The organism is Microbacterium sp. KRD172, assembly GCF_017168295.1.
In the GTDB taxonomy this organism is placed as follows: Bacteria; Actinomycetota; Actinomycetes; order Actinomycetales; family Microbacteriaceae; genus Microbacterium; species Microbacterium profundi.
Map to the genome: position 1 here is coordinate 2,624,805 of NZ_JABFAS010000002.1, position 12,432 is coordinate 2,637,236.

Annotated in this window: 13 protein-coding genes; 7 read left to right on the forward strand and 6 right to left on the reverse strand. The window is 68.4% G+C overall.

Annotated features, from left to right (window positions below):
• Positions 1-12 precede the first annotated feature (12 nt).
• Entirely contained in the window at positions 13-1,890 is a 1,878-nt protein-coding gene (locus J1M43_RS12980) for an acyltransferase family protein (RefSeq protein ID WP_206476959.1), read from the reverse strand.
• A 53-nt stretch (positions 1,891-1,943) separates the two neighbouring features.
• Here J1M43_RS12980 and truA point away from each other — a divergent pair, with 53 nt between their 5' ends.
• Both truA and J1M43_RS12990 read left to right on the forward strand, forming a co-directional pair.
• Positions 1,944-2,795 (forward strand): tRNA pseudouridine(38-40) synthase TruA, encoded by an 852-nt coding sequence (gene truA, locus J1M43_RS12985; protein ID WP_033105045.1) that lies wholly within the window; start codon positions 1,944-1,946, stop codon positions 2,793-2,795.
• Between the two features lie 43 nt (positions 2,796-2,838).
• A complete protein-coding gene (locus tag J1M43_RS12990) occupies positions 2,839-3,507 on the forward strand; it encodes an endonuclease/exonuclease/phosphatase family protein (RefSeq protein ID WP_033105046.1) in 669 nt (222 codons plus the stop codon).
• Between the two features lie 270 nt (positions 3,508-3,777).
• On the opposite strand, the gene J1M43_RS12995 is transcribed toward J1M43_RS12990, so the two are convergent.
• Genes J1M43_RS12995 through J1M43_RS13005 form a run of 3 tightly spaced genes read right to left on the reverse strand, consistent with a single transcriptional unit; the run spans position 3,778 to position 6,445 of the window.
• A complete protein-coding gene (locus J1M43_RS12995) occupies positions 3,778-4,455 on the reverse strand; it encodes a methionine ABC transporter permease (RefSeq protein ID WP_206476960.1) in 678 nt (225 codons plus the stop codon).
• Positions 4,452-5,516, reverse strand: a complete 1,065-nt coding sequence (locus J1M43_RS13000; RefSeq protein ID WP_307823454.1) for a methionine ABC transporter ATP-binding protein — start codon at positions 5,514-5,516, stop codon at positions 4,452-4,454. Before J1M43_RS13000 ends, J1M43_RS12995 begins: the two co-directional genes overlap by 4 nt.
• Positions 5,513-6,445: a MetQ/NlpA family ABC transporter substrate-binding protein gene (locus J1M43_RS13005; RefSeq protein WP_307823455.1), complete on the reverse strand. Its 933-nt coding sequence runs from the start codon at positions 6,443-6,445 to the stop codon at positions 5,513-5,515. The genes J1M43_RS13000 and J1M43_RS13005 overlap by 4 nt, the downstream gene beginning before the upstream one ends.
• An 80-nt stretch (positions 6,446-6,525) precedes the next feature.
• On the opposite strand from J1M43_RS13005, the gene J1M43_RS13010 reads away from it, so the two are divergent.
• From J1M43_RS13010 to J1M43_RS17110, 3 genes are all read left to right on the forward strand, one after another.
• The gene (locus J1M43_RS13010) at positions 6,526-7,839 is read left to right on the forward strand and encodes a M20/M25/M40 family metallo-hydrolase (RefSeq protein WP_206476961.1); all 1,314 of its coding nucleotides are present in this window, start codon (positions 6,526-6,528) and stop codon (positions 7,837-7,839) included.
• Between the two features lie 358 nt (positions 7,840-8,197).
• Positions 8,198-8,674, forward strand: coding sequence for a hypothetical protein (locus tag J1M43_RS16805; RefSeq protein WP_206494513.1), 477 nt, complete (start codon positions 8,198-8,200; stop codon positions 8,672-8,674).
• 1 nt (position 8,675) lies between these two features.
• Positions 8,676-10,199 carry a DUF2156 domain-containing protein gene (locus J1M43_RS17110; protein ID WP_307823456.1) on the forward strand — a complete coding sequence of 508 codons (1,524 nt, stop codon included), beginning with the start codon at positions 8,676-8,678 and terminating at the stop codon, positions 10,197-10,199.
• A 15-nt stretch (positions 10,200-10,214) separates the two neighbouring features.
• Here the strand turns inward: J1M43_RS17110 and J1M43_RS13020 are convergent, their stop codons facing one another.
• On the reverse strand, positions 10,215-10,586 hold the full coding sequence (locus J1M43_RS13020) for a helix-turn-helix domain-containing protein (protein ID WP_206476962.1): 372 nt from the start codon (positions 10,584-10,586) through the stop codon (positions 10,215-10,217).
• 93 nt (positions 10,587-10,679) lie between these two features.
• Between J1M43_RS13020 and J1M43_RS13025 the strand changes: the two genes are divergently transcribed.
• Positions 10,680-11,534 (forward strand): SDR family oxidoreductase, encoded by an 855-nt coding sequence (locus J1M43_RS13025; protein ID WP_206476963.1) that lies wholly within the window; start codon positions 10,680-10,682, stop codon positions 11,532-11,534.
• A 102-nt stretch (positions 11,535-11,636) separates the two neighbouring features.
• Here J1M43_RS13025 and rraA read toward each other — a convergent pair whose 3' ends face one another.
• Positions 11,637-12,104 carry a ribonuclease E activity regulator RraA gene (gene rraA, locus J1M43_RS13030; protein ID WP_033105052.1) on the reverse strand — a complete coding sequence of 156 codons (468 nt, stop codon included), beginning with the start codon at positions 12,102-12,104 and terminating at the stop codon, positions 11,637-11,639.
• Between the two features lie 113 nt (positions 12,105-12,217).
• Between rraA and J1M43_RS13035 the strand changes: the two genes are divergently transcribed.
• Positions 12,218-12,427: a heavy-metal-associated domain-containing protein gene (locus J1M43_RS13035; RefSeq protein ID WP_033105053.1), complete on the forward strand. Its 210-nt coding sequence runs from the start codon at positions 12,218-12,220 to the stop codon at positions 12,425-12,427.
• Positions 12,428-12,432 lie beyond the last annotated feature (5 nt).

Here is a 12,432-nt window from a genome sequence, read left to right on the forward strand (position 1 = left end):
CCACCGCGACCCTCATTCCGGGAACGGAACGTGGTGTGCGCGCCCGGACGGGGCCTTCTCGAAGTCCTTCTCGGCGCGGATCCGGTCCTTGTCCACACGCTCAAGTGCCGCCTCCACCGAATCGGCGAACACGTCGCCGCCGGCCTCGCCGGGGTGGATGCCGTCACCGGCGAGCAGGTCGGTGCGGGGTGCGATGGCGCCCGACCAGTCCGCGACCCACACCGAGCGGTGACTGTCGGCGAAGGCTTCGAGATCAGCGTTCACGCCGGGGATCCAGTCGCGCGGCGCGTGCGCATTGACGAGGATCAGGTTGCGGTCCTTCCCCGCCGCCTGCGATATCTGCTCGAGCACGCCCCAGTCGACCGGACCGTTCGTGCCGAGCGCCATGACCACGTTCTCGCGAAGCTCTCCCCTCGAAGCCAGGTCATTGAGGATGTCCGGCCCCGCCCAGATCGAGCGCGAGACCGCGGCATCGACCGTGATCCCGGGGAACTGCTCGTACAGCGACGGAGCGGATGCGAGCATCACCGAGTCTCCGACCGCTGTGATCTCGGTGCCCTCCGGGATGTCGATCTGCTCCGGTTCTTCGTCGGATTCGTCGGGCGCTGCGTTCGCCGCATCCTTCATGGCCTGCTCCCCCGCCGCGATAGCCGCCGCGGCAGAAGTGACGGGAGGCGCGGTGACGATCGCCGCCGCCGTTCCACCCACGGCGACAGCGCCGACAGCCAGCGCGGTCGCTCCAGCCAGACGCGCCATCGGACGGCCCGTGATGCGCGAGCGCAAAGCTCGCCACGTACGCCGGAACCCGTACCGACGCAGCGGCTGTTCCACGAACCGGTACGACAGTGCCGCTGCCCCGACCGAGATCACGAGCGCGACAGCGCCGATCCATACCGGCACCCCGGCTTCCGGACCGGTCTTCTGCGTGGCGACCAGCGCCAGCACGAGCACCGGCCAATGCCACAGATAGATGCCGTACGAGCGCTCTCCGATCCAGCGCAGCGGCGCGACATCGAGACCGCGTCCGAGCCACGAATCCGGCCAGGTTCCGGCGAAGATCGTGAGCGCCGTCCCGACGGATGCGAGCACGAGCACTCCGGTGACGTCCGCATCCTCCGGCGACAGCGCGGCGATCATCACAGCGCCCAGCCCAACGAGCCCGAGGAGCAGCGATCCGACCTGCGCACCGCGCCGCAGCATCCATGCCTTTTGCGGCATGTTCACCGTCGCAAGCGCCAGCGCGATGCCGAGCAGCAGGCCGAACGCGTGCGAATCGGTGCCGAAGTACGCACGCGTGACGTCGCCGTCGGCGACCAGCGTCGCCATCCACCACACCGAGCCACCCGCGGCCAGCACCATCAGCGCCACGCGCGTCCACCGCCCTGGAACAAGCAGCACGAGCGGAAGCAGCAGCGGCCAGAGCACGTAGAACTGCTCTTCGACGGCGAGCGACCAGACGTTGCGGAACAGTTCGGGCGCCGTCGCCGCGAAGTAGTCGCTGCCATCGGCGACGGCGAGCCAGTTGTAGCTGAAGGTGGCGGCGCCCAGCACCTGCCGCCCGATGCCGACGAGCACGTCGCCGCCCAGCATCCACGCCGCCGTCGCGCACACCGTGATCACCACGGCGAGCGCCGGCAGCAGTCGGCGCGCGCGCCGCCGCCAGAAATCGATCAGTCGACGTGGCGATCCGAGCGGTCCGAGACGCGACGGACGCAGCAGCAGGGAGGTGATCAGGAAGCCGCTGATGACGAAGAACACGTCGACACCGACGAACCCCGAACGCACCGGCGATGACGGAAAGAGGTGGTACGCCAGCACGAGGATGACCGCCACCGCGCGCAGACCGTCCAGTCCCGCGAAACGTCGAGGAGCAGAGTGAAGGAGCGTCATGATGAGGAGGCGTTTCGGCTCGCGGCCGAAGGTTCCAGTCTAAGCTGGCCATCGTGCGAATACGGCTTGACATCGCCTATGACGGCACCCAGTTCCGCGGGTGGGCGAAGCAACCAGGGTTGCGCACCGTGCAGGGCACTTTGGAGGCCGCACTCGCGCGCATCGTCGGCTCCGACGTGCAGTTCGTCGTCGCCGGGCGAACGGATGCCGGGGTGCATGCCGCCGACCAGGTCGCGCACGTCGACCTCGATGACGAGCAGTGGTCGCGCATCGTCACCCGGCATGGGCGCAGCGCGCACGACCCGGCGGGCTCGATCGCCGGACGCATTCGCGGCGTGCTCGGCGCCTACTCCGACGTCACCGTGCATCGTTCATCGACCGCACCCGAGGGGTTCGACGCGCGCTTCTCCGCCGTCTGGCGCCGGTACCGCTACCGGCTCGCAGATGAGGTCGCCGGCTATGATCCGGCCAGGCGGCTCGACACCACCAGCATCCGCGGTGAGCTCGACACCCTGGCGATGGATGCCGCGGCGCAGACCCTGATCGGCCTGCATGACTTCGCCGCCTACTGCAAACCCCGCGAGGGGGCGACGACGATCCGCACGCTCCTCGATTATCGGTGGCATCGCGACGCAGACGGCGTGCTGATCGCCGAGGTGAAGGCCGACGCGTTCTGTCACAGCATGGTGCGGGCGCTCGTCGGAGCGTGCGTTGCCGTCGGAGAGCAGCGCCTCGACGTCAGTGATCTCGTCGTGCTGCGCGACGCGCTCGAGCGCACGAGCGAGTTCAAGGTGCTCGCGGCACGCGGTCTCACGCTGACCGAGGTTGGCTACCCCGCCGACGACCTGCTCGCCGTGCGTGCCGAGCAGACTCGGGCACGGCGCGACAGCGAGAACTCAGGCTGATCCGATACCCCGAGCGCAGGCGAACGCAGTAGCGTTGGCGGTGATGAAGGTGATCTCTTACAACCTGCGCAAGCATCGTGCGGCGACCGAACTCGCGGAGCTCATCGCCCAGCACGAGCCTGACATCCTGTGCCTGCAGGAGTGCGACGTCGAGGCGCTTCCCGACGAGATCGGCGGGCTCGCGTTGGCGGACGCCACCCAGGGCAACCGCCTCGGTCTGGCCCTCTACTACCGCAAGAACACGTTCCGCCTGCTGGCGATGCGCACGTTCGGGTTGAAGAAGTCGCTGCACGACCGCGTGCTGAAGCCCGCCCATGAACGCGTGCTGGGCGCTCGGTTGCAGGACATCGACAACGGTCGCGAGCTGATCGTGGCATCCTTCCATGCGGCTCCGCTCACGGCGCTGAACTCGCTGCGACGCAACCAGATCCGCGCCGCGCTCACCGAGCTCGAGTCGATGGGACGCGGAATCCCTGTGCTCATGGTCGGCGACTACAACTACCCCGTGTTCAAGGAGAACCTCGGCCAGACGGTCCGCGACCACGGGTACACGCTCACACTCAGCGACGACCGCACCTACACCCGCTACCGCGTGTTCAAGGGGCACTACGACTTCGCGACGTCGGACGGCTTCGCCATCGACAGCATCCAGACCCTGCCGCAGCGATCCAGCGACCACCGCCCGATCCTGATCACGGCTGCGGTCGACTAGCGTCGGGATGGCCGGGCTGCGGTCGCGAGTGCCCCGGCCGTGGGGCCGCCGCGGGCGCCGCGGCCGTGTCGCTTTGTGCCGCCTCCGACGCCGCCAAGCGACTCAAAGAGCCACCTCCTGGGAGGGGCCCCCGGGCGAGGTGGCGCATAGTGCCGCATCCCGCGCCGCGAAGCGGCCATAGGCGCCACCTCGCCGCACCTCGCCGCACCTTGCCGCAACAGCCGCCGTCCCGCGCCGCCGCCGCACCAGCACCCGCAGGGCTACCCGTCCCTACCGCCGCAGCACGCGCTGGGCGAGCCAGTTGCCGAAGATCTGCCCTACCTGCACGATCACGATGATGATCGCGACCGTCACCCAGGTCGCCTGCTGATCGAACTGGTTGTAGCCGTAGATGATCGCGAAGTTGCCGAGTCCGCCGCCGCCGATGTATCCCGCCATGGCCGACATGTCGACCACTGCGATGAACATGAACGTGTAGCCGAGGATCAGTGGCGCGAGCGCCTCGGGGATCACGACGCCGAACAGGATCGACAGTCGCTTCGCGCCGATCGCGAGCGCGGCCTCGACGACTCCGGGATCGACGGCGACGAGGTTCTGCTCGACCACTCTCCCGATCACGACCGCGGCCATGATCGTCATCGGCACGATCGCCGCCTCGGTGCCCAGCGTCGTCCCGGCGACGAGCTTCGTCACAGGCCCGACGGCGGTGAGGAAGATGATGAACGGGATCGGCCGGATGACGTTGATCACGAGGTTCATCACATTGAAGACGATCCTGTTGCCGAACAGGTTGCCCGGCCGAGTGGCATAGAGCACCGCACCGATCAGAAGCCCGGCGACGCCGCCGATCACGAGCGTGACGGCGACCATGTAGACGGTCTCCTGGATCGACTGCAGCAGTACCGGCGTCAGCGAATCCCAGTTCGCGAGCGGATGGATGCCGGTCATGAGACGTCTTCCGATCCGGATGCCGCAACCGTGGCGCCGGAACCGCGCAGCACCGCCACCTTCGTGCGCACCGCCAACTCCCCGACGGCTTCGGCGACAGCATCCGCCCCCGCCTGCAGACGGTACGTGAGGGTGCCGAGCTGGCGACCACGGATGTCCGTGACCCCGCCGAACACGACCGCGCGGCGCACGACGTGCTTCTCGAACACCTCGTCGATGTCCTCGCTCGTGAACTCGTTGACGTCGACGCTCACGAGCGTCCCGCCGCCGACGAGCAGCGAGTCCAGGGTGTCGCCGGACGGAACGCCCTGCGTGACGGCGGCGACGAACCGCTCAGTGAGCTCCGCACGCGGATGCGCGAACACGCGATACGTGTCACCGCTGTCGACCACGCGCCCGCCGTCCATCACGACGACCTGATCGCACAGCTCGTGCACGACCGAGATCTGGTGGGTGATGACGACGATCGTGATGCCGAGGCGACGGTTGATCTCCTTGAGCAGTGCCAGCACCTCGCCGGTGGTCTGCGGGTCGAGGGCGCTGGTGGCCTCATCCGCGAGCAGCAGTTCGGGGTTCGCGGCGATCGCGCGGGCGATGCCGACCCGCTGCTTCTGCCCGCCCGAGAGCGCCCGAGGATAGCGCGAAGCCTTGTCGCCGATGCCGACGAAGTCGAGCAGTTCGGCGACACGAGGCTCGATGTCCGCACGCTTCCAGCCGGCGACCTTCAACGGGTACGCGACGTTGCCGCGCACCGTGCGGGAGTTGAAGAGGTTGAACTGCTGGAAGATCATGCCGATACGTGCGCGCAGGCCCCGCAGCTCGGTCTCAGACGCCTTTCCGACATCGACGCCGAGCACGTTCACGCTGCCACCGGTGGGCTTCTCCAGCCCGTTGATCAGGCGTACGAGCGTCGACTTTCCCGCCCCCGAGTATCCGATGACGCCGACGATCGAGCCCCGCTCGACGTCGAGGTCGACCTCTTCCAGGGCATCGACGACGGGCCCCCGCCGCGTTCCGGGGAACGCTTTGGAGACCCGATCGAACGAGATGATTCCGGTCACTGCTGTGCGCGCAACTTGTCTTCGAGGCCGGTGAGCTCCTTCTGGAGGTCGGCGGCGGTCCAGTCGCCCTTGAACTGCAGGTTGCCCTGGTTCAGCTCGGTGACGGCCTTTTCGACCTCGGGCGAGCGGTACGCCTCGATGAGCTTCTCCCAGCGCGGGTCGTCCTTGTTCTCGTCCTTCACGACGAACGCGTTGATGTACGGCGCGAGTTCGGGGTTGTCGAGGTCTTCCTTGAAGATGATCAGGTCGTCGCCGAGCCCGCCCTTCTGGGCCTGCGTGTTGTTGACGATCGCGGCCTGGGCGCTGCCGTCCTTGAGCGCGGTGACCGTCTGGTTCGAGTCGACCGGAAGGATCTTGATCGTGCTCGAGGTGATGTCGGCCTCGGTCGAGAAGGCGTCGCCGCCGTCCTTGAGCTCGAGCAGGCCGGCGCGCTGCAGGTTCAGCAGGGCGCGAGCGAGGTTCGTGGGGTTGTTCGGCAGCGCAACGGTCGCGCCATCCGGGATGTCCTCGACGCTCTTGTACTGCTCGGAGTACAGCGCCAGCGGATACACGGCCGTCGCGCCGATGGGCACGAGAGTGCCGCCGCTGTTCACGTTGAAGTCGGAGAGGAAGATGAGGTGCTGGAACAGGTTCACGTCGAGCTCGCCGTCCTGCACACCCTGGTTCAGCTGCACGGCGTCGGTGATGGTGCGCACCTCGAGGTCGATGCCCTCTTCTGCCAGCTTGTCCTTGAGGATCGTCCAGTGCGCTTCGGTGCCGTCATCCGCACCCAGCACGATCTTCGTCTCGTCGGCCGCTCCCCCATCGGCAGTGTCGCTGCCTCCAGTGCCGCCACCACCCGCGCACGCTGCCATCGACAGGGTCAGCGCGCCGGCTGCCAGCACGCCGATAGCGGAAAGGATCTTGTTCTTCGCACGGGAGTTGTTCACGGGAATGAGTGAATCACGCACCTGGCGCATCACCGATTCGGACGGTAACGGCGCGTAACGCGCGGCCATACCCTGGACACGTGACCCGAACCCTTCTGGAGGACGAGGCGCTCGGCTTCGTCCGCGACCTCATCCGCATCGACAGCATCAACACCGGCGACCTGGCGACGATCGGCGACGGCGAGACGCGCGCGGCACGGTTCGTGCAGTCGCAGCTGGAAGAGTTGGGCATCGAGACGACATTCGTCGAGCCCGTTCCCGGTCGCGGGAGCGTGGTCGCCCGCCTTCGCGGGACGGATCCGGATGCCGGTGCGCTGATCGTGCACGCGCACCTCGATGTGGTGCCGGTGGATGCTGCGGACTGGACCCACCCGCCGTTCGGCGCCGAGATCGCAGACGGCCTGCTCTACGGCCGCGGCGCCGTCGACATGAAGAACTATGCGGGAGTGATCCTGGCGGTGGCGCGGCACTTCGCGCGTTCCGGCATCCGTCCCAGGCGCGATCTGATCTTCGCCTTCCTGGCCGACGAGGAGAGCGGCGGCGTGTGGGGCGCGTCGTGGCTCGTCGACAACCGGCCAGAGCTGTTCGCCGGCGCGACGGAGGCGATCAGCGAGGTCGGCGGGTTCTCGGTGCCGCTCGTCGAAGGACGCCGCGCCTACCTGCTCGCGACGGCCGAGAAGGGCGTCGGCGGACTCAGGCTGACCGCGCGCGGCGAAGCGGGGCATGCGTCGCGGCCGCTGCCGAGCGACCCGGTGCCGCAGCTCGCCGGCGCGGTCGCCCGCATCGGCGCGCACCGGTTCCCGGTCGTACGCACTCCGGCGCTGGCGCGATTTCTCTCTGTCGTCGGCGCGGCGCGCGGGGTCACGTTCAGCGACGAGAATCTGGATGCCGAGCTGGAAGATCTCGGATTCGTCGGACGCGTAATCGCCGCCGCAGCGCGGAACACGGCGGCGCCGACCGTGCTGCGTGCGGGCGACAAGAGCAACATCATCCCCGGCAGCGCCGAGGCGATCGTCGACTACCGGGCGCTGCCCGGCGGCGAGGACGACCTGCTCACCGAGGTCGCACGTCTGGCCGGAGAGACCGTCGAGGTCGAGAACCTGCGGTCGATGCATCCGATCGCGTCGCCCATCGACGGGCCGTTCATCGACGCCATCTCCGCGGCGCTCACTTCGCAAGACCCCGACGGCGTCGTAGTGCCCTATCTGCTGCCGGCATCCACCGACAACAAGCACTTCGCCCGCCTCGGCGTGCACGGCTACGGGTTCGTGCCGCTTCGCGTGCCGGACGACTTCGACGTGTACGGCCAGTTCCACTCGGCCGACGAGTGCGTGCCGGTGGAGAGCCTGTACTTCAGCGCCCGCGTGACGGCGGGGATCCTCGAGGCGGCGTAGGCGGGGTGGCGCCCCTCCGCCCGCCCGCGCCGGGTGTCGCCGCGCGCGGAGGTGTCGCTTCGTGCCGCTTCCCGCACCCCGCCCGCCCGCGCCGGGTGTCGCCGCGCGGGGGGTGGCGCTTGATGCCGCGTGGGGGTGCGGGAAGCGGCACGAAGCGACACCTCCGCGCGCGGGCACCCCGCCGACTGGCCTCTCCCACCCGCGCCAGGTGTCGCTTCCTGCCGCTTCCCGCGGCCCGACGCGGCACCGAGCGCCACCTCCCGCGCGCGCACCAAGGCAGCACGCGAACCCCGACACCGATGCCCCGCACCTCGGCACGTCGATACGTTGAAGGCATGAGCAACGCCGAGGCAACGCGGTGATCCTCATCGTCGGCATCGCCGGCCAAGGGCTCTGGCGACCGCTCGCCGGCACTCCCCTGTTCGACGTCGTCGCCTACGGGCTGCCGGCACTCGAGCAGGGCAGGTGGTGGACGCCGATCACCGGCACGTTCTTCGTGATCCAACCGTGGGTGTACATCCCGACGATCCTCGGGTTCTGGGGCATGGCGTACCTCGAGCACCGCCGCGGCTGGCGGGTCGCGCTGCTGTACTACTGGTTCGGGCAGCTGTTCGCGATCCTCGGATCCGCCCTGCTGCTCACCGGCGGGCGCGCGCTGCCGTGGCCGTGGGCACAGCAGCTGGCGCAGACTCTCGACGTCGGCGCATCCGGCGGCACCATGGCCTGCATCGCCGCGGCGATCGGGCTCTTCGCCGCGCCGTGGCGGCAACGGGCGTGGTTCGTCGTGCTCGGCTTCGCGGCGATGATGCCTGCTCTACCTCGGCAGCCTCGCTGACGTGGAGCACGCACTCGCCATCCTGCTCGTGCTGTCGGTCGACCGATCTCTCCGTGTGCAGCGCACCACAGTGCACGAGCAGCGGATGCTCGCGGTGAGCATCGTCGTCGCCCTCGGCGTGGTCCAGCTCATCGTGATGCTGATTCCGACGAACGGCCCGTTCGGGGAGACCGACCTCTGGCTCGAGACCGCGCTGCCTGACGTGCTGTTCGACACCGCCGTGATCCTCGTGATCGCGGCGGGGCTGTGGCGCGGGCGTCGCTGGGCGTGGATCATCGCGATCATCCTTGCGGCGATCAACATCATCATCGGGTTGCTCGCCGTGCTGGTGCGCGTCGCGGTCGTGCTGTCGATCGAGGAGGATGCCGCCGGCTCTGTGCAGGGTGACCTCGACGTCACAGCATCCGCCGGAGTGCTCTGGCTGGCGTATCTGATCTTCCTCATCGTCACCCGCGCGGCATTCCGCGTGTGGCGCCGAGCACGCAGTCTCGGCGGGACTCCGGTGAGCGTCGACGAGGTGAAGCAGATCATCAAGAAGGACGGCGGCGGGACGCTGTCGTGGATGACCACGTGGGACAACATGGAGTACCTGCGCACGTCTTCGGGCGGGATCGTGCCGTTCCAGCTGCGCTCCGGCGCGGCGATCGCACTCGCCGACCCGCTCGGACCACCGGAAGGGCACGCCGACTCCGTGCGCGAGTTCATCGCGGCGGCCGAGGAGCACGCCGTCACACCGTGCTTCTTCAGCGCATCCGCGCGCACACGCGAGCATCTTCCCGAGGGGTGGCAGGCGCTCACCGTCGCGGATGACACCATCATCGACCTCGCCGGGCTCACCTTCCAGGGCAAGGCGTGGGCGCGCGTGCGCCAGTCGTTCAGCCGGGCCGAGCGCGAGGGGATGACGTTCCGTCTGACCAGGCTCGCCGAGGTCAGCTGGGGCACCCGCCAGCAGCTGAAGGCGATCTCTGAGTCCTGGGTCGGCGACAAGGGCCTGCCCGAGATGCGCTTCACCCTCGGAACACTGCACGAGGCCGAGGACCCCGAGGTGCGCCTCGCCCTCGCGATCTCTCCGGAGGGCGACGTCGACGGGCTCCTCAGCTGGCTTCCGGTGTACGGCGCGGGCGGACGCATCGACGGATGGACGCTCGACCTGATGCGCAGGCGCGACGGCGGCTTCGGCGCGGTGATGGAGTTCCTGATCGGTTCATCCGCGAAGGCGTTCTCCGAGGAGGGCGCCGAGATCCTGTCTCTCTCCGGCGCACCGCTCGCGCACGAATCGCCGGTGGACGAGGGCGGGATCGCATCGCTGCTGTCGAGGATGGGCGGGATGCTGGAGCCGGTCTACGGATTCCGCTCGCTGCACCAGTTCAAGAAGAAGTTCAATCCCCGCTACGAGCCGATCTATCTGCTGTACCGCGACGAAGGCGACCTCGCGCGCATCGGCGGAGGACTGACCAGGGCGTTCCTGCCCGATGCGACGCTGCGTCAGTTCACGGCCGCCGGAGTCGATCTGATCCGCAGCTGAGGCTGCCTGTTCTGCTCAGGCGCCTTGGCGCCCCAGCATCCCGTCGGCGTTGTCGGCGACCCACGCGACGAGCGGGAGCATGCGCTCCATGAGGTCGACCCCGAGCGGGGTCAGGCTGTACTCGACGTGAGGAGGCACCGACGGAAAAGCCTCGCGATGCACGAGTCCGTCGCTCGCGAGGGTGCGCAGCGTCGAGGCGAGCATCTTCTCGCTGATGCCGTCGACCTCGCGGCGCAGCTCTCCCCAGCGGCGCGTGCCGTCGGACAGGCTGGAGAGCACGAGCACTCCCCACTTGCTCATGATGTGATCGAGAACGACTCTCGTGCTGCAGCCGTCTTCGAAGACGTTCGGAATGGATTCCTTTATCTGCGCAAAACTGACGTTCATGTGGGTACCTTACTTCAAAGTGGGTACCCCCGGATCGGAATGTCATGAGCCGTGACGGGTTGTCATCGGAGACCGCTCCTCGAAAGGAATCCCATGACCATTCTCATCACCGGTGCGACCGGACAGCTCGGCCGCCTCACGATCGACAGCCTGCTCGCACGCGGCACCGACCCGCAGACGATCATCGCCGGCGCCCGTGACGTCTCGAAGGCCGCGGATCTTGCCGATCGCGGCATCCGCGTCGTGGCGCTGGACTACGACGACACGGCATCCGTCAGCGCGGCGCTCGACGGCGTCGACTCGGTGCTGCTCATCTCGGGCTCCGAGGTCGGCCGCCGCACACCGCAGCACAAGGCCGTCATCGACGCGGCCAAGGCGGCCGGAGTCAGCAAGCTCGTCTACACGAGCGCCCCGAAGGCCACGACGAGCGACCTGATCCTCGCCCCGGAGCACAAGGCGACCGAGGAACTGATCGCCGCATCCGGCGTCCCCGCCGTGATCCTGCGCAACAACTGGTACACGGAGAACTACGCCGGAAGCGCGGCGCAGGCCGCCGAGACCGGTGTGCTCGCCGCGAGCGTCGGCGAGGGCAAGGTCGCGTCTGCGAGCCGGCGCGACTTCGCGGACGCCGCGGCCGTCGTACTGCTCGAAGACGGCCACATCGGCGAGGTGTACGAACTCGCCGGCGACGCCGCCTGGGACTTCTCTGAGCTGGCCGCAGCGATCGGCGAGGTCGCCGGACGCCCGGTCGAGTACAGAGCGCTGTCCACCGACGAGCACACCGCGCAGCTGGCTGCAGCCGGCCTCGACGAGGGCACGATCGGCTTCGTGACTGGCCTGGATGCCGGCATCCGCGGCGGCGCGCTCGGCGACACCGACGGCACGCTCGCGCGCCTCATCGGCCGACCGACGACTCCTCTCGTAGAGGGCCTGCGCGCAGCCGTCTGAGGCGCGCGCCGGACCTCCGGCTCACCGCTCAGGTCGCACTTTCTGTCGTCATGCGCGCGCTGCTCCGACGAGAAGTGCGACCTGAACGCGTTGGTCAGCGCGTCAGCGCTCGACGAGGATGCCGTCCTCGTCGCTGTAGAGGTGAGCTCCCACCCGGAACAGCACTCCCCCGAACGACACGTCGATGTCGACCTCGCCGGCGCCGAGCTTCGCGCTCTTGCGCGGATTGGTGCCGAGAGCCTTCACGCCGAGATCCAAGCCGTTGATCGCGACGCTGTCGCGGATCGCGCCGTTGATGACGACGCCGGCCCAGCCGTTCTCCACCGCGGATGCTGCGATCAGGTCGCCCATCAGCGCGGTGTTCAGCGAGCCGAGCCCGTTGACCACGAGCACCGCCCCGTCGCCGGGGGTCGCGAGCATCGCCTTCACGAGCGCGTTGTCCTCATGGCAGCGGATCGTGCGGATCGGACCGTCGAATGCGGCTCTGCGACCGAAGCTGCGCAGCTGCAGCGGGAGCGACTGGAGCGCTTCTCCGAACTCGTCATACAGGTCTGCGGTGGCTTTGGTCATGGCGTCATTGTGGCATGTCGGCGTTTCTTTCGAGGTCGATGGAATACCCCCTCGGGGTACTCTGTTATGGTTGTGGAACGCCGGCGAACGGCATCCGATCGAAGGGAACAGAGATGAACACCACCGAGTACAAGGTCACCGGAATGACGTGCGGTCACTGCGAGATGTCCGTGCGCGAAGAGGTCAGCCAGATCGCGGGAGTCGAGGACATCCAGGTCAGCGCGCAGAGCGGCACGCTCGTCGTCACCACCACCGAGACGCTCGACGACGCCGAGGTGCTCGCCGCCGTCGGCGAAGCGGGCTACTCAGCCGTCCGCGCCTGAACGTC